This window comes from Propionispira raffinosivorans DSM 20765, assembly GCF_000381065.1.
GTDB classification, from domain to species: domain Bacteria; phylum Bacillota; class Negativicutes; order Selenomonadales; family Selenomonadaceae; genus Propionispira; species Propionispira raffinosivorans.
The window spans coordinates 107,619-126,189 of the sequence record NZ_KB905841.1 but is presented as its reverse complement, the minus strand read 5'-3'; the positions used below and the strand labels follow the sequence as shown (position 1 = coordinate 126,189).

Below are 18,571 nucleotides of genomic sequence, written 5' to 3'. Positions count from 1 at the left end.
AATTATGGCAATAAGAACAGAAGGTATTAAAATTGCTTGTGATAATCGAAAAGCCTGGCATGACTATTTTATTCATGAAAGAGTGGAAGCTGGTTTTGCTTTGCAAGGGACCGAAGTAAAATCTCTGCGGGCAGGTAAAGCCAATTTGAAAGACTGCTATGCAAAGATTATCAATAATGAAGTTTTCGTGATTGGTATGCATATCAGTCCGTATGAACATGGAAATATTTTTAATCATGATCCGCTAAGGACTCGTAAGCTGTTGCTGCATAAAAGTGAAATTCTTAAAATCGACAGTAAGATGAAACAAAAAGGTTTTACTTTGATTCCGTTAAAAGTTTATTTTGTCCGTGGACGTGTGAAGATTGAGCTGGCCCTGGCCAGCGGTAAGAAAAACTATGATAAACGTCAGGATTTAGCCGATAAGGCATCAAAACGTGACGTGGAACGTGCTTTAAAAGAACGACAGCGTGATTATTAACACGGAATTTGCTTTTTAAGGCTAAATATGCTATATTATAGTATACGGTACAGAAAAATGCTGCCGTACTTCACTGGGGACGTAAAGGTTTCGACGGGGGTGGAGGAGCATAGGAAGCGAGCCGGGGGGTCATCAACCCGTTAGTAAGGTGAACCTTAAATTAAAAGCTAATAATGATAATTACGCTTTAGCAGCCTAAGCGCTGCATCTCTTGTTTATCTAAGCCTGCGGGGTTTACTTGAGACAAATTAGTGGGATACCTGAGAGTCAATTCTCGGAGACTTGAATGGGAAATTTATCGAGATCGGATTAGGAAAGTTTGTTTGCGGACGTTTGTAATCTAAAACTTAAATCGTAGACTGCGCTCGGAGATGCCTATGTGGCTTTGCTTTCGGACAGGAGTTCGACTCTCCTCGTCTCCACCATATAAAATAAAATTACCTATGAAGCCACGAATTTTCGTGGCTTTTTTGCTGTATGATTTTAAGCGGACAACAGGGACGCTTCTTTTTTTGTCGACAAAATAATGTGCTTCTTATAAGGTGATAAAAGTTGTCACGAAAAGCAAGAAAATAAAAAATAAAAGTATGGCAAGACAAAATGATCGGACGATAAAAGCAGATATTATCGTATGGTTTTTTATTAAAATAAGATATTGACTTTTTGACCTTTTTGACTATAATAGAACTTGTAAGAAGAAATTAAGCAGTGACCTCATCGGATAGCTGACTGAAATTCTTCTTTAGATATTTTATAAAAAATAGAAAGCATAAGGGGGAAAAGCGTATGTTTGGATTAGTACCATTCGCTTCGAAAAACAATCTTGCTAAGAAAGAAGATGCTTTTGGCCGACTGTTTGATATTTTTAATGAACCATTTTTTAATTCGCCAATGACATCGATGCATGAATGGATGTCAGGCATGGGATCTTTTAAAGTTGATGTAAAAGATAATGGTTCATCCTATCAGCTTGTGGCAGATTTGCCGGGCGTCAAAAAAGAAGATGTTTTTTTAGACTATGAAAATGGGTATTTGACTATTCAGGCCAAGTCAGATCAGGAAAAAGAAGAAAAAGATGAAGCAAACAAATATGTCTGTCGAGAAAGGTATATTGGAAATGTATCGCGTTCGTTCTACATTGGTGATATTGATAAAGAAAAAGTCAATGCAGAGTTTCGGGACGGAATTTTGACCATTGATATGCCAAAGGTTTATGATGTAAATAAAACGAAGCAAATTGAAATTCATTAAGCAAAAAACGGTATGCAGGAACAACACGAAAAAGTGTCGCCTGCATACCGTTTTTTGTATAAAATACGAAGAAATGGTCTTATAAAGCAGGAATTATAAGTGGTTTGTGGAATGTAAAAATAAGATTATATAAATTTTGTGGAGATTTTTTATGAAAAATTTACAGGCTATTGATGAAACAAAATATTTAACAGCGGATAACTGCCAGCGATATAGGCGGATTATGCGCTGTTTTTTTCGCGAAACTGAAAAGCTGCATTTTCAGCTTTATAAAGAAGATATTTTTGCGCTCGTTACACAATATTCAGATTTTGAAACGTATACAATGGAACAGCTGCAACAAGATCTTGCATCACTGGTGCAATGGAAAAATCTCAATCCAATTCAAGATCCGAAGCGTGTTTATACGATAGCGGATTATAAGAATAAACAGTTTCGTTATTCTATGTCCGAGTATGCCGTTGAAGTAGAGCGGATGACTGTGAAACTTGAAAATCTTTTTATGGAAAGCGGCACACTGGCGGCAAATTTATCGGTTCGTCTCTATGAATTACTCGAGAATGCCGAAAATATGGATAAGTGCAATTTACGGAGTATCAATGAGTGGTGGCGAACCCTGCAATCGGATTTTAAGCGTCTCAATCAAAACTACCAAGATTATTTGCGCGAGTTTTATTCAGGCCGTCAAGAAAAAGTTCTTAAATCAGTGGAATTCATGATTCGTAAAGATTTATTTATTACCTATTTGCAGGACTTTGTCAGAGATTTACAATTGAATTCAGCAAAAATTGAGGTAACTCTGCAACGTATTTCAGCTAATATGGAGACTACTATATTGGATTTGGTCGTAAAAAGTGAATTGGAAATACCTCGGCCGGCGATCGAAAATAGTGAGTTTTTGGAACAGCAAATTGAAGAAAATATTTGGGGCCAGTGGAATGTATTGAAAAGTTGGTTTATTTCCGTGCCCGATAAGTTGAGTGAAAGTGAGCGGATTTTAGAAATTACCAATGAAATTATTCGACAAATCATTCAAAATGCAGCACTTATTGTCCAGCTTCAAAATTGGGGCGTCAGCCGTAAGGAAGATTATCGGAAATTTATTGATATGTTTATGGATTGCAAGGATATAAAAGAAGCGCATCGTTTGTGCGCTCATGTTTTTGGAGTTCAAAATATCCAACATTTTAAGGTGAATGCTTTGCGGTCAACGGACAATATTAACGAAAGTACCTATAATGAAGATTCTATGTGCTTTATTGTGCGTCCGCGTACTCGTACATATCAACCTCGCGTTGACAAAACAGGATTTGAAGCAAAAACTGAGGATAAAAAAGCCCAACGAATTTTGTATTTGCAGAAAATTGAAAAAGAGCGGCAGACCGTGCTGCAATATATTCAAGATGGGCGACTGGATGTTTCAAAGATCGAAGATTGCATTCCAGCAACACTGCGCCAGACTTTATTGCGCTGGATATCGGCAGCGAATGCAACGAGTACGAAAAGTGGTCGAACGGAATATGGACAGGTATATACACTTATAAAGAAAGAAACGCGTTGTATACTTCATTGTGAAGATGGAGATCTTAGTATGCCCATTTATATTTTTGAGTTTGCGGGGTGATGGTTATGAATGAAGCACGAGCACTTTTGACACAGTATTGGATCAATCGGGCAGATGAAAAAGAATTGTATTTCATGATAAAACATGAATTGCCAAAGTTTCGTAAATTTTTTACGGAACAGTTAGGCTGGCGCTTGATTGTTAATGAACAATTGATTAAGCTGGAAAAAGTCCCAGCTCATGCGGAACCTTTTATGGGGATTCAAGCCTTTACAGATATGCGGGATTATTGCATTCTATGCTCTTTATTGATTTTTTTAGAAGATCGAGAAGATGATGAGCAGTTTCTATTATCGGAACTTGTTGATATGATTACGCTGCAATTAAAAGAATATATGGAAATCGACTGGACTGAATTTACGCAGCGCAAATCTTTGATTCGGACATTACAATTTGCTGAAGAGAGAGGACTATTGCGTGTTTATGAAGGTGCAAGCAACAATTTGACAAGTTCTATGAATCAAGAAGTTTTATATGAAAATACCGGTTTGTCGCGCTATTTTGCGACAAATTTTAATCGAGATATTGCCAGTTTTTCGTCTTATTGCGATTTTGAACGAGAAAATATAGCGGAAGTTGATAGCGATAGAGGGCATTATCGAATCAATCGTGTTTATCGCGAACTGGTTACTGCCCCAGCAATGTATTGGACGACAGCTGATGATCCAGATGCCGTTTATGTTAAAAATCAACGGCAATGGGTAGCGAAAAATTTAGTGGATTATTTAGGCGGTGTACTCCAAATTCATCGTGGGGGTGCTTTTTTGGTGATGGAAGAGGCAGATCCTTTTGGGGTGGTGCATCCAAATGAGTCGATGCTTTCCGGGATTGTACTCCTGCTTTGCAAAGAAATCCGTGTAGCTGTTGCAAAAGATGAGTTCGTGCGGGATCTTCAAGATGGTATTGTGTTGGAGAAAAATGTGTTTATGAAGTATCTATCTGCATGCAAGGAGAAATATGGAGAAGGCTGGAGTAAGGAATACCGGGAGATGAGTTTGAATAAAATGACAATACAGGTAATGGAATATATGCAGCAGTGGATGATGCTCAAACCGTTTGGGGATTCGTTGTTCTTATACCCGGCAGTTGGTAAATTCACGGGTGAATATCCGAAAGATTTTAAGCAGAAGGCGGACAATGAAGATGAATAATCGCTGGAAAATGAACCGTATCGGTTTTATAAATTTTTGGCTCTATGATGAAGAAGTTTTTGATTTTGCAGATGGTAAACTCCTTTTGCGTGGTGCGAATGCTTCAGGAAAATCCATAACAACACAGAGCTTTATTCCATTCATTCTTGATGGTGATAAAAGTCCGGAACGGCTTGATCCATTTGGTTCGAAAGACCGGCGAATGGAATATTATTTCTTGGGAAATGGTGAACGTGAGGATGTAACGGGGTATCTTTTTTTAGAGTTTAAAAAAGCAGGAACTGATCAATATCGAACGATTGGTATCGGACAACGGGCACAGCGCGGTAAAGCAATGACTTTTTGGGGTTTCGTTTTGCGGGATGGACGACGCATCGGTTATGATTTTAATCTATATAAGGAAGCTGGCAGTAAAAAAATGCCGCTGTCTCGTTTAGAGTTGAGTCATATATTGGGAGACCAAAATCCTTTAAAAACAAGTCAACGTGAATATATGGAAATGGTCAATCAATATATTTTTGGCTTTCCACGGATTGATCAATATGATCAGTTTGTGAAACTTATGATCAAGGTTCGTGCGCCGAAACTTTCCCGTGATTTTAAGCCATCAAAGGTTTGTGAAATACTGAATGAGTCTTTGCAGATTTTATCGGATGAAGATATTCGAACGATGGTTGAGGCTATGGAAAAAATAGAGGATATCCAGACAAAACTTGAGGGCTTACGCACAGCTTTTAAGGATGCTGGTTTTATCAAACGAGAGTATGATCGGTATAATCAGTTTATACTGGGGAAAAAGGCGCAAGTGTATATTGGCGCTAGGGATAAAAAAGCCTTAATCGAGGCAAATTTAGCTGCATCCCAGCAAGAGTTTGCAAAAAATACGCAAACGGTGGATCAATTGGCTGTGCAAACAGGCACATTGAGTGATCGAAATGAAACATTAGAACATGAAAGGACGACTCTGGCTTCGGTTGATCTGGAAAATTCCGTTCAGAAATTACAGCAAAGCCGGGGGAAAGTGGAAGCCTTAAGCAGTGACAGTAGTGCTTTAGATAAAAATATTGAAAAATACCAAGAGGATCTTCGCGGTTATGATGTGCTAGAACGCACGGAAAAGAAAAATCTGGCGGATGCGACATACCAGATAGATGCAGTGATCAAAGATTTAAACGAAATAAATGAGATTTTACAATTTTCTCAGCATGAATGCTTTGTAGCTCAAATTTCCCATATGACGGATGATACAGCTTTTATGGAAATGCGGGAGCAGCTAAAGAACTATCGTATGGCTATTACTCATGGACTTGAAGCGTTGCGACAAGTAAAGGAAGTTCGTAAAAAATGGGATTTTGCTGAAGAAACAGTAAGTGCTTATAAAATAAAACAAGGTGTTAAAGCGGAGCAGTATCGAAACGCTGTAGCGATGGAAACACAGGCGCGTGATGTGCTGCAGGATCAATTTTTCCGTATGGAAAAGATCAATAAACAACTATGTTTTACGCAGCAAGAAATGCGTTCCATGATTGAGTTGATAGAAAAATATCAAAGTTTTGCTGAAGCGGAAGAAATTAAAAAAATTGTAAATACGAAGCATAGTGATTGTTATAGTCGATTGATCAGTAGCAAACTTGAGATTGAAAATCAGTACACGAGTATTGATACAGCATATCAAGAGGCACTCACAGAACTTGAGACTTTAAAAGAAGCAAAGGATTTGCCACCACAGCGGCAGGCAAAAGTAGATAAGGCAAGAAAAATATTGGCGTCCCATCATATCGTGTATCGACCTTTTTATGAAGTCGTAGAATTTGGAGCGAATCTTTCGAGTGAGGCTTGTGATTTACTTGAAGAACAATTGGCAGATGCTGGTATACTGGATGCACTGGTTGTTGCGAAGGGGGATTTGCCACGCGCACAAAAACTTTTGCGTGAAGCTTCCGATACGCTGCTTACGGGACAAGGTGTCATTCAAATGTTTCCGTTTGATAAGCTAGTAGCGGGCAATGTTGAACCAGAGCTTAAGGAAATGGTCGAGGAACTTTTATTGTATATTTCTGCTGTAGAAAACGAAGATGTGGCAATGGTTCTAAGTGAAACAGGCTATTTTCGCAATGGCATCATTACCGGGCATAGTGTTATTACGCAAAATGCTGTCTTTATCGGTGTTCAGGCAAGACAAAAAGAGCGTTTGCGTAAAATTTCTGAAAAGGAAACGGCTTGTGCGGACCTTTTGCAACAGATGGGAAAGTGTAGAGAACAGCTGGAAACAGCACAAAAAAATCTGTTGATTCTTGTGACAGAATACCAACAGGTACCTTCGTTTTCGGATCTGAATCAAGGGCTGTCGCTCGTAAAAGATGCGGATTACGAATTGCAAAAAGCTATAGATGAACTTGCCGTGAAAGAGGCCGAACTTGAACAAATACTGGCAATAAAAAAAGTGTGCGAGCAAGAAGTGATTGTGAAATGTAAGAACCTGCCGTTTGAAAGAACCTGCGAAAGTTATACGGAGGGAATTGAAGCTGCAGATGAATATGGAAATACAATTTACAGACTGGGCAGCCAGCTTAATATGGTTCAAATTGTACAGACTAAATTACTTGGAATTGAAGAACAACGTGAAAATAAGGCAGAAACTTTGGCTAGTGAAAGCCGGCAGCAACGTCGCATTTCGTTAGAACTAGACAAGTATAAAGGCGAAATAAAGCAGTTGGAAGAGTTTTTAAATAAACCAGAAACGCAGGCTATGGCACAACAGTTGGAGGCGATTATTGCCGAGCTGCAAAAAAATAATATTCTGATACGTGAAAATGAAAAAAAGATGGCAGCACTGCAAAGTGAATTGCGACATCTTAGTGAAACAAAGGAACAATTGCAGGCGCAGCTGCTGATACAAACCGATCACCTGAAATACGTTTATATGTGTTATGAGGAAGAACTAGCACTTGAATTTTGTATAAAAGTTGGCGATCGATCACCACAAGAGTGTGCGAAAGAGGCATTAAAACAGATTCGTGCTGCAGATACAGATAAATCTATTGTTGAAATAACAAGTAATCTACTAAAAATTTATCAGCAGCACAATAGTAATCTGTCATCGTATGGAATATCCGTGGAAGATTGTTTTGCTGAATCGGCAGAACAGCTGCGGCGACGTCAACGCATTGTTGCTGTATGGCAGGGAAATAAGTTGTCATTTATGAATTTTTACAATGTGATAAAAGAAGCAATTGATAGTACGGAACTTTTAATTCAAGATAAAGACAGAAAACTCTTTGAAGATATTCTGACGGATACCTTAAGTCGAAAACTGAATAGTCGTATCCTTGAAAGCAGAAACTGGATTCGTGATATGTCTGCATTGATGGAACATATGGATACGTCTATGGGGCTGACTTTTTCGATTGACTGGAAACCACAAAAATCCATGCAGGAAGCTGAGATTGACACCATGGAATTGGAAAAATTGCTGAATCGGGATCGCAATCTTTTGACGAAGGATGATATTGAAAAAGTATCGACCCATTTCCGCAGCAAAATTTCTACGGCTAGACGAGCGGCAGTCGAAAATGATATCGTTGTCAATTATTCTGATTTAATTCGGGATGCATTGGATTATCGAAAGTGGTTTGATCTCAAGCTGGTATTTCGTCGCAGTGAGGGACCGCGTAAAGAACTCACGAATAATTTTTTCAATACATTTAGTGGTGGTGAAAAAGCAATGGCGATGTATGTACCACTGTTTGCAGCTGTTTCATCCCAGTATAAAAAAGCCGAAAAAGAAGATTGTCCGCGCCTGGTTGCACTCGATGAAGCGTTTGCTGGTGTGGATGAAAAAAATATTAGCAGCATGTTTACTCTGATAAATAAGCTTGATTTTGATTATATAATGAATTCGCAGGCTCTGTGGGGCTGCTATGAAAGTGTAAAATCAATCAAGATTGCCGAACTCCTCCGCCCGGCGAATTCTTCCGTTGTAACAGTTATTTTTTATCATTGGAATGGGAAAGAGCGAATTTTGGATGACGTATGATCTGCAAGAATGTATAAAATATTTTAAAGGTAATGATGCGTATCAACGATTATTTCAGGCAATGCGGCGGCAATGGGAAAAATATGGGCGGATCGCAGGCTGGATTATTCTTGAACAGGTGAATGAGCGAGAAAAAAGAGCATTTCAGGCAATTTTGGGGGTTTATTTTTCTGGCGATAAAGTCAAATTTAAAATGTCTGATTTTCAAAAAGCCTTGACTGAGACTAAATATACGACGGTTGAGCTGCCAGCTCTCATTGCTGGTTATTTTGGTGAAACATTACGGACCAATAAGGTTGAGCGTGAACAAGTGCAAAAGGCAAAACAAAATTTTTTTTCTACTGCGATTGAGTCTTTAAAGCTGAAAGGAGCTTATACAGCGATTGTGTCTGCTTGGATGGACTGCCTTTTGACAGAAAAATCAGCGGGCTATACACTGCTTATGGCGGAATATGAAAAAAATACGATTACTGCCAGATGGATGATTATCTATACAGCGCAGACTGTAAATTATTTAAATGCCTGTGCTGTTGGCAGCAGAATCAGATTAGCGGTTATTGCTGCGTTCATTACAGGAAATCCGCATTATTTTGATCGTTCGCACAGTGCTGGCCGTCTGCTCTTATATGCGCTGAGTTATATTTATGGCATGGTCTATCCTAAAGATGCAGAAGGTGTATTAGAGGTGTATTATACAGCAGGTATCCGATCGGATGATATTTCGAGTTTTACGACGGCCTATGGTATTTCTTTGTATACAGCGAAAAACATTCATCCGGCTTATGAAGGATTTATTCGTGAATCGGAAGCATATATGATTAATTTGGCAGGTTTGGAACATATTGTGCATGCCGCCATTTTTGGGGAAAGAGTCTTTATTGTTGAGAATCAAATGGTTTTTTCGGCATTGTGTGAAAGTATAAAAGGTAAAAAAATAGCTCTGATGTGTACCTCGGGGCAAATGAAGACGGCATCGTTGATTTTGATTGACCTTTTATGTGCAGCTGGCTGCAATTTGTATTATTCAGGAGATTTTGATCCAGAAGGGATTTTGATTGCCGACCGTATCGTGAAACGGCATCCCCAGCATGTTATCCCCTGGCATTTTACCAGCAGTGACTATGCAGCCTGTCGCTGTCAGGAAATGATTAGCGCCGAACGGCTTAAAAAGCTGAAAAATGTGGAGCATGAGGGGCTGCGAAAACTTTCAGCAGAATTGTTGTTTCATAAAAAAGCTGGATATCAGGAAATCCTTTTGGAAAAATTACGTGCTGATATCGATTTATATACTTAAATGCCAAATAAAACCAAAGGAATTTAGCGGATGGTATTGAAGTAATCTATAAAAGATGGTATGATGGATTTATGTAAAAGATAATTATTATTAAATAAAAATAATAATTTATTTTTGTAGAAATGCAAAAGCATTTCAGATAAATAAAAAAGGTGGTGCATTTTATGCCGAATTTTGCGAATCCGTTTCAGGGAAATGTAAACAAGAAAATTTCTAAAGAAGAATTAATTCAGGCTGTTCGTTTGGATATTGCTGGGGAGCTGGAAGCTGTTTTTTTATATGATGCTCATGCAATGGCAACCGATGATGAAGTAGCAAAAAAAGTTTTGTGTGATATCCGTGATGAAGAAAAAGCACACGTAGGTGAACTCATGACATTACTTCGGCACCTTGATCCTGCAGAAGCAGCTCATTTTGCAGATGGCGAAGCAGAGGTTCATGAAATGCTTGAAGAATTAGGTCTTACCCCGAAAGAACAGGCAGCGGATAATAAAATTTCGACGAGTGCTGCGACAGTTGGTAGTTTGATTAAAGAATAGAAGGGGGTTTTTATATGGATTATTTAATGAGAAATGATATAGATTTACCGCAAGAAGAATGGCAGAGCATTGATACAACGGTTGTACAAGCAGCAAAAGCTGTTCTGATCGCACGAAAGTTTTTGTCGGTCTATGGACCGCTCGGAGCAGGAACACAAAGTGTTTATTTGGACACATTTAATGAATTAGGGGATAGTCAATCTGATTTTTTTGGTGAAGCAGAAGCAGAACCATTGCAGGTTAAAACACGCAAATTTGTTGAAGTTCCGATGCTCTATAAAGATTTTTCAATCGGCTGGCGGGATATGGAATATGCAAAACAAACCGGTTTGCCATTGGATTTATCACTTGTAGCAGCGGCTGCGAATGCTTGTGCGAGAAAAGAAGATCAGTTGATCTTCATGGGTAATAAAACGAGTAAAACAGCTGGGTTGGCAACAGCAGATGGTAGTGAGAAAATTGCTATTAGTGACTGGAAAACGGGTGAAAATGCGTTTCAGGATATAGTAAAAGGACTGCAGAGTTTAGCTTCTAAAGGCTTTGCTGGTAAATTCACTTTAGCGGTATCACCGGATTTATTTACACAGCTGCAAAGATTACAAGAAAATACAGGACTGTTGGAAAGCGAACGCATTAAAAAAGTGTTGGGTGGCAATTTATTTATGACGCCAGCTTTAGGGACAGGCAAAGCCATACTGGTTTGCGCGGAACCACAAAACATAGATTTGGTTATCGGACAGGATATGATTACTGGATATCTTGGTTCTGAAAAATTGAATCACCTATTCCGAGTGCTCGAAACAATTTTACTTAGGATTAAACGTCCCGAATCAATTGTCGTATTTAGTTAAAGTTAGCAAACTAAATAAAAAGTAAAATTCTACGTTATTTTACGTATAATAAGTGGCGGCTTTGAGAAAATGTTTACTTTCTTGCAAAGCCGCCACTTATTGTGCAATGAAACGAACATAGAATTGATAAATCAGATAAAAAGATATATAATAATTCATACGCGTAATATACTGTTTATACATATTTTTTTAATGCAATACGGTCAGAGTAAATTTATAACGTCGGGATGACGTTCTCGTTAGAGTGGAAAGGTTGTAAAAATATTTTTATGGATAAAAAGTTAACAGCATCATCGTATGTCTTAATTGGGTCTATGTTGTTTGGTTTGTTTTTTGGGGCAGGAAATTTGATTTTTCCGGTACATATGGGACAAGAAGCTGGAAACAGTGTTTTTGTCGCAACGATTGGTTTTTTGGTTACTGGCATCGGATTGCCTTTTTTAGGGGTTGTGGCAATTGGTATTTCTAAAAGTGATGGTTTGTTTGGATTAGCTAGCCGGGTTCATCCCTTTTATGGCTATGCTATGACGGTTTTACTTTATTTAACAATCGGTCCGTTTTTTGCTTTACCAAGAACGGGTACGGTTTCTTATGAAATAGGAATTGTTCCTTATATGAATCCAATTTATCAGTCTTTTGGTTTAGCTTGCTTTACGGTTGTATTTTTTCTTGTTGCACTTGTTTTTTCATTAAGACCAAATAAAATTTTGACTTGGATTGGGAAAATTCTCAATCCTCTGTTTTTGATCTTTTTAGCATTTTTAATTTTTAGCAGTTTTTTTTCTCCGATGGGAATTGTGATGAATGCACCAATTCATGGAGCTTATGTGACAGAACCATTTTTTAAAGGCTTTACCGAAGGTTATAATACGATGGATGCACTGGCGTCTTTGGCTTTTGGTATTATTGTGGTTCAAACAATAAAGGATTTAGGGGTGAAAAGCCCGCGAGGGATTGCAGTTGGTACGGTGAAAGCTGGTGCGATCAGCGTGCTTTTGATGGGTATTATCTACAGCTGTTTAGCTTATATCGGGGCAACAAGTGTGGCACAATATGAACTTTCCACAAATGGTGGCACGGCCTTGGCCCAGATTGCTAAGTATTATTTTGGCTCAGCAGGAAGTCTGCTACTGGCAATTATTGTAACGCTGGCCTGTTTAAAAACAGCAATTGGTTTAATTACTGCTTGTGCGGAAACTTTTAAAGAACTATTTCCTTCACTGCTTAGTTATCGTTCGTATGTCATTTTATTTACGATTGTTTCCTGTTTAATTGCTAATGTTGGCTTGACACAGATCATTTCTTTATCAATTCCAATCTTAATGTTTTTGTATCCATTAGCAATTACATTAATTATCTTGGCATTTTTATCGCCTTTATTTAAGCATAGACAAAGTGTTTATTTATTGACGACGATTTTTACTTTGTTTGCCAGTGTGGGGGATGCATTCAACGCGATACCGGACAATATGAAAAATGAAGCTTTTATTCAAAAAATCTTGTTGTTTTATCAGAGCTGCCTGCCGTTTTTTGATATGGGTATGGGCTGGGTAATTCCCATGCTGTTTGGTTTGTCACTGGGATGGATTATTGGTCTATGCCAAAGAAAATCAGTGAGATCTTATTAAACACGGTATTGTTTTGGGGATAAGGGCGAAGACTCATATAGTTTTCAATTGTATTTCAATAGACATTGTTTATATTGTATTGTAGAATGTCTATATATAATTAAAAATAATCGTTGTTTTCCAAATAGCAAACCTATTGAAAAATAGGGACGCAAAGCCGTGGGTCTAAAGATATTATAAGTCTATGACTGCCAGGTTGCATCAGGATGTGTTATGGTGTAATCTGGCGGTCTTTTATAGTATATAAAGATGAGTGGATCTCTTGATTAAGAAAGTGGGAAGGGAAATATGGATTTAGAAAAGCAAACGATTCTTATTGTTGATGATGTATATTTTAATGCGAAAATTATTGAAGATATTTTATGTGAGGATTATGAGGTAGTTACAGCACGATCAGGTAAAGAATGTTTAGAATATGTAAAATCAACAAAAATTGATTTGATTATATTGGATGTTGTTATGCCTGATATGGATGGCTATGAGGTTTGCCGGAAACTGAAAGCAAATCCTGCCACGAAAAAAATTCCTGTGATTTTTTTGTCAGGTCGCGGAGAAAGTCAAAATGAAACAAAAGGGCTGGAACTCGGAGCCGTTGATTATATTATTAGACCAATTCATCCTTTGGTGATTAAAGCTCGTATCAAAAATCATTTAGCACTAAAAAACCAAAGGGATATTTTGGAGAAATTTTCCTTTCGTGATGCGTTAACGGGCATATTTAATAGGCGTTATTTGGATGAGGCCTTAAAAAAAGAATGGCATGGTTCATTGCGTAAAGGGGAAGTTTTATCTGCCTTATTGATTGACATCGACTATTTTAAAAAATATAATGATTTCTATGGACATGTAGCAGGAGATCAATGCTTATGTATGGTAGCGGAAGCATTGCAAAAGTCAAGCCTTCGTGCCGGAGATGTGGTCGCACGTTATGGTGGTGAAGAATTTATGGTTATTCTACCAGCAACGCCGCAGCAAGGGGCGGTTTGTATTGCGCAGCGCATCCAAAATAATATTGCAGCATTGAAAATTGAAAATGAAAAATCCCCCGTTGATACATATATTACCGTAAGTACAGGGATTGCTTCGACGATACCGATGATTACGGGCGGACAAAAAGAGTTGGTCGAGATGGCGGATTTAGCTTTATATAAAGTGAAAAACAATGGACGAAATGCATATCAGGTCTTTTTGGATACAGACTTTAAGAAATCTCGTTCATTGCGTCCACGTACATAAGCGTTTGTGCTCCTAACTAATTTTAACATGTTTCTGTTTTGGAAGAGGACATACTATGCGCTTTTTTGATATACATCCTGTGAATTTAGTCAAAGCCTTGTCGATGGCATTAGAGTTATCGATTAATGGAATGTCGAGACATCATTGGCAGACGGCTATGATTTGCAAGAAAATTGCCGATCAGATCTTAATGAATGCCACGGAGCAGCGTACGTTGGTTTTTGCGGCGTTGCTGCATGATATTGGAGCTGCGTCCAGCTGGGATGAGCGGCAAAAAATACAGCAGACGGATACGTTTGAAAAAAGAAGCCTGGGAGCACATGCTGAAGCAGGCTATTTGTTGTTGAAAGATTCACCGCAGCTGGGATACTTGGCACAGAGCATCCGCTATCACCATGATTACTGGTGTGGTGGAAATAAAAGCGGGCTGCAGGGGTCGCAGATTCCATTAGTAAGCCGGATCATTCATTTAGCGGATCGAGTACAAATTCTGATCCATCATAATCAATCAATTTTTGCCCAACGGGAAAAGATATTGGAATCCATTGATCGATCAAGCGGGATTGTCTTTGATCCATTATTAGTGAAAGCGGCTCACGAAATTATGCAAGCGGAGAGCTTTTGGCTTGATCTAGTCAATGCCAGTTATTATGAAAATTTCTTTAAAACCTTGGATGTTTATGGATCTGCTCGCTATTCTTCCGATGATGCCATTCAAATTGCAAATATTTTTGCCAAAATAATTGATAAAATTAGTAAATTTACGGCGCATCATTCACGGAGTGTGACGAAAACGGCTGTTTTTTTAGCTAAACTTGAAGGTTTTAGTGAAGATGATGTGAAAAGCATGGAAATTGCCGGATTACTGCATGACTTGGGGAAATTAGCGGTCCCAAATGCTATTTTGGAGAAACCGGGTAAATTGACGGCAGAAGAAGTCGTGATTGTTCGACAGCATACCTATTATACGTATCGCATATTAGAACAGATTGATCATTTTGAAGTTATTGCCCAATGGGCAGCCTATCACCATGAAACATTAGATGGACAAGGGTATCCATTTCGTATTGGCGGTAAAGATTTGTCTTTGGGATCACGAATTTTGGCTGTAGCGGATATTTTTGTTGCTCTTACTGAGACGCGTCCTTATCGTGAGAGTTTACCAAAGCAAAAAGTGCAGGATATCATGACCAATATGGTAAAGCAAAACAAAATTGATGGAAATGTCCTAAAAAGTCTATTTGATCATTATGATGATGCCGTGTTATTAGTTGATACTAGGCTGGCGGTAAAAGAAAATGAAAGATTTGCTTAAATATGGAAAAACCGACTCGTTAGTGAGCCGGTTTTTTTTATGTACAATTTTACAAAAAGCAATATCCTATACATAATGGAGTCGTTTATACATAAAAATCACAAAAAAATAATTTAAATATAAAAGTACACTGATAATGGATTATTATTCTTAAAAATATATATAGATTTGTATTGTAATATAAATGTTTTTTGTTTACGGACTTAATAAAATCAAGAAGAAATATTTTGTAAAAAAACAATTTAGTCCTTTATTATATAAAAATATAGTGCTATAATGTCCTCTGGCAGGAGAAATTTATGGGAGTAGGAGAGCGAATAAATGGAAACAGTTCAAAAAGCAGGTCATCCGAAGGCTTTTAATATGATTTTTTTCTTAGAGTTTTGGGAACGGTTTGGTTATTATGGTCTACAGGCAGTATTAGCTTCTTTTTTTGTTAAAAGTTTAGGTATGGATGATGCAGAATCTTTCGTAGTCTTTGGGGCTTTTAGTGCCATGGTGTATGGTTATGTATCGATTGGCGGCTATATCGGAGATAAGGTGCTCGGAACGCAGCGAACAATCTTATTAGGTGCCGTAACTTTAATGTTAGGCTACACTTTGATGGCTATTGCTGGCAGTGATAAGAGTATGGTGTTCCTGGCATTGGGGTTTGTTGCTTGTGGTAATGGGATTTTTAAGGCAAATCCATCGAGTTTATTATCGAAAGTGTATCAAAATAATGAAGCACAGCTCGATAGTGCTTTTACAATGTATTATATGGCAGTTAATGTGGGGTCGTTTTTTTCGATGATTCTGGTGCCAATTGTTGGCGGAAGCTATGGGCTGGATCTTGGTTTTGGCATTTGTGCCGCTGGCCTTGTAATTGCAATTCTTAATTTTATCTTTTTCCGGCGCTTGGTAAAAGGGCTTGATTCACCAGTTGGTAAAGAACCACTGTCAATGCGGAAATTTGCTGTGGTTGTGTTGGGGCTTTTACTGGCGATTTTTGTATCAGCTTGGATGCTGACAAATTTAACGGTGGCGCACTGGTTTTTGGCAATCGTTGGTACAGGGGTATTTTTAGTATTTTTTAAGATGATTTTTGAAGCAAAAGGTGCTGAACGCAGTAAACTGATTGCTGCTTTTGTTTTGATCATTGAAGCGATTGTCTTTTTTACGTTATATCAGCAAATGCCAACATCTTTGAATTTTTTTGCTATAAAGAATGTTGAACATTCGCTTTTGGGAATGACAATCAATGATCCGGAAGTTTTCCAGACCTTGAATCCATTTTGGATTATGCTGGCGAGTCCAATACTAGCCTGGTTATACACACATTTTGGTAAAAAAGACCAGGATATGTCAATGCCAGGGAAATTTGCTTTTGGCATGTGTTTATGTGCAATTAGTTTTTTGATTTTAGGATTTTCGGCGAAATTTGCGAATGCACAGGGCATTGTATCGGTTTGGTGGTTGGTGGCTTCCTATTTTTTTCAAAGTATGGGAGAACTTTTGATCAGCGGATTGGGATTATCGATGATTTCTAAACTGGTACCACAACGGATGATTGGTTTTCTAATGGGAGCCTGGTTTTTGACAACAGCGATTGCAGCGGTTATTGGTGGCTGGGTAGCTACACTTACAACTGTACCGAAAAGTGTCGTTGATCCATTGGTTACATTGCCAATTTATGCAAACGTATTTAATGAAATAGGGATCGTCACGGTTGTGATTGCTATTCTTATGATTGCAACTGTACCAACATTGAATCGTTTGATCAATAAAAAAGATCGTGTAGAAAATTAAGTCTCAATTCATTTTGCGAACCAAGTAAAGTATAAGCGTGTATTTTATCTCAGCGAGATGAAATACACGCTTGTTTTTATACTTTTATGTGCGGTACTACAGGCTCTTTGTATTTCTCTGGATAAATTAAATATATTTTCTCAATTGAGAAGGTTTTAACCGCTTGCATCGGGAAGATATCTAGTGGCATAATTATAAATGGTAGAGGAAATCCAAGGAACTATTTTATTGGTAAAGTTTCTTCCGAGGGAGATGAAAGCGATGGAAAGATGGTCATTGTCGATGCAGACAAAAGTTAAGTTATTGGCCGCTGGAACCGCAATTCTGGCAGTATTTGCAGGGACTTTATTCTGGTATTTTTCATATTATACAAAAACACCGGAATATTCACTGAAAATGATTCAAGAAGCAGCAGTAAAACATGATATGGTTAAATTTCAAAAATACGTGGATATGGATAGTACATTAACAAAGGCTTGTGATGCGATGATGGAAGGGCTGATTGAAACCGAACGCCCTATGCCGGAGGAAGCGAAAGTAGCATTAAGTGGGTTTGCTAAAATGTTTAAAGCCCCGATCGTAGCAGCTTTTAAGGGCAGTATTAATCATTATATTGAATCGGGAAAATGGGATGATGATGCATCAAAAGTTGTAGATCAGGGGATTCCGATTGATTCGGATATGATTTTAAGCAAATCAGGTATCAAAGATATGCAATTTGAAAGTATTGAATATACTAAAATGGATGAAGCAGATGACAGTGCTGTCGTTGGTCTTAAAATTTTCGATCGAGAGGCCAATGCTCCGTTTGTGTTAGAACTTTTAATGAAAAAAACAGAGAATGGAATCTGGCGAATCACGGAAATAAAAAATTTCAAAGAATATATTGTTTTATTGTCCGATGCCCGGCGTCAACAAATGAAAGCCTATATTGACACAACGCAAGTTTTAATGGCAAATCATGATAAAAACGTGTTTGATATTGAGCAAAAAATGAAAACAATTTTACTAACTAGTAATTTGGGTAATGAGAACGTACGAATGGATCTCAAAAAAATTGTTAAAGAGGAGCTTCTGCTTGATTGGAATGAACGAATGGAAGCGCTACATAAAATTGACGTTCCAGAAGCGGCACAAACATTGCAGCGATTACGCCTTAAAATATGTGATTTGCGAATCGGCTACTGTGAAAAATATGCACTTTGGCTTGATAATAAAGATGTGAAACCATTAAAAGAAGCAAATGAGTTTTTGAAAGAAGCAAAGACACTTGAACATGAAGCGGAGTTCATTTCTAATAAAGTTAAAGCTGACACCAATTGAAATGAATCATTCTATTTACTGAGTCCAGTAGGCATGTTTATAAACTTCGCTTCG

General features: G+C 38.0%; 13 protein-coding genes, 1 other RNA gene and 1 riboswitch. All 14 genes read left to right on the top strand.

From position 1 onward, the window contains the following. The first annotated feature begins 4 nt into the window (after positions 1 to 4). The 14 genes from smpB (at position 5) to F606_RS0103485 (ending at position 18,517) form a co-directional block, all read left to right on the top strand. A complete protein-coding gene (gene smpB, locus F606_RS0103545; protein ID WP_019552494.1) occupies positions 5 to 481 on the top strand; it encodes an SsrA-binding protein SmpB in 477 nt (158 codons plus the stop codon). A gap of 75 nt (positions 482 to 556) precedes the next feature. Next, positions 557 to 906: a transfer-messenger RNA gene (ssrA, locus tag F606_RS22600) on the top strand. Positions 907 to 1,267: 361 nt separating this feature from the next. After that, positions 1,268 to 1,732, top strand: a complete 465-nt coding sequence (locus F606_RS0103540) for an Hsp20/alpha crystallin family protein (RefSeq protein WP_019552493.1) — start codon at positions 1,268 to 1,270, stop codon at positions 1,730 to 1,732. Positions 1,733 to 1,883: 151 nt separating this feature from the next. Then, complete coding sequence (locus F606_RS0103535) at positions 1,884 to 3,356, top strand: TIGR02677 family protein (RefSeq protein ID WP_019552492.1); 1,473 nt, start codon at positions 1,884 to 1,886, stop codon at positions 3,354 to 3,356. Positions 3,357 to 3,361: 5 nt separating this feature from the next. Then, complete coding sequence (locus F606_RS0103530) at positions 3,362 to 4,507, top strand: TIGR02678 family protein (protein WP_026329223.1); 1,146 nt, start codon at positions 3,362 to 3,364, stop codon at positions 4,505 to 4,507. Continuing rightward, a complete protein-coding gene (locus F606_RS0103525) occupies positions 4,494 to 8,543 on the top strand; it encodes a TIGR02680 family protein (RefSeq protein ID WP_019552490.1) in 4,050 nt (1,349 codons plus the stop codon). The genes F606_RS0103530 and F606_RS0103525 overlap by 14 nt, the downstream gene beginning before the upstream one ends. Continuing rightward, on the top strand, positions 8,512 to 9,837 hold the full coding sequence (locus tag F606_RS0103520) for a TIGR02679 domain-containing protein (RefSeq protein ID WP_083923940.1): 1,326 nt from the start codon (positions 8,512 to 8,514) through the stop codon (positions 9,835 to 9,837). The genes F606_RS0103525 and F606_RS0103520 overlap by 32 nt, the downstream gene beginning before the upstream one ends. Positions 9,838 to 10,001: 164 nt before the next feature. Further along, positions 10,002 to 10,376, top strand: a complete 375-nt coding sequence (locus F606_RS0103515) for a demethoxyubiquinone hydroxylase family protein (protein WP_019552488.1) — start codon at positions 10,002 to 10,004, stop codon at positions 10,374 to 10,376. A gap of 14 nt (positions 10,377 to 10,390) precedes the next feature. Next, positions 10,391 to 11,227 (top strand): family 1 encapsulin nanocompartment shell protein, encoded by an 837-nt coding sequence (locus F606_RS0103510; protein ID WP_019552487.1) that lies wholly within the window; start codon positions 10,391 to 10,393, stop codon positions 11,225 to 11,227. Positions 11,228 to 11,496: 269 nt separating this feature from the next. Next, positions 11,497 to 12,855, top strand: a complete 1,359-nt coding sequence (brnQ, locus tag F606_RS0103505) for a branched-chain amino acid transport system II carrier protein (protein ID WP_019552486.1) — start codon at positions 11,497 to 11,499, stop codon at positions 12,853 to 12,855. 116 nt (positions 12,856 to 12,971) lie between these two features. After that, positions 12,972 to 13,059: riboswitch (cyclic di-GMP riboswitch) on the top strand. Between the two features lie 84 nt (positions 13,060 to 13,143). Next, entirely contained in the window at positions 13,144 to 14,091 is a 948-nt protein-coding gene (locus F606_RS0103500) for a diguanylate cyclase (RefSeq protein ID WP_019552485.1), read from the top strand. Between the two features lie 55 nt (positions 14,092 to 14,146). Beyond that, positions 14,147 to 15,406 carry an HD-GYP domain-containing protein gene (locus F606_RS0103495; protein WP_019552484.1) on the top strand — a complete coding sequence of 420 codons (1,260 nt, stop codon included), beginning with the start codon at positions 14,147 to 14,149 and terminating at the stop codon, positions 15,404 to 15,406. Positions 15,407 to 15,727: 321 nt separating this feature from the next. Further along, entirely contained in the window at positions 15,728 to 17,194 is a 1,467-nt protein-coding gene (locus tag F606_RS0103490) for an oligopeptide:H+ symporter (RefSeq protein ID WP_019552483.1), read from the top strand. Positions 17,195 to 17,455: 261 nt separating this feature from the next. Then, positions 17,456 to 18,517, top strand: coding sequence for a hypothetical protein (locus tag F606_RS0103485; protein WP_019552482.1), 1,062 nt, complete (start codon positions 17,456 to 17,458; stop codon positions 18,515 to 18,517). Positions 18,518 to 18,571: the final 54 nt, after the last annotated feature.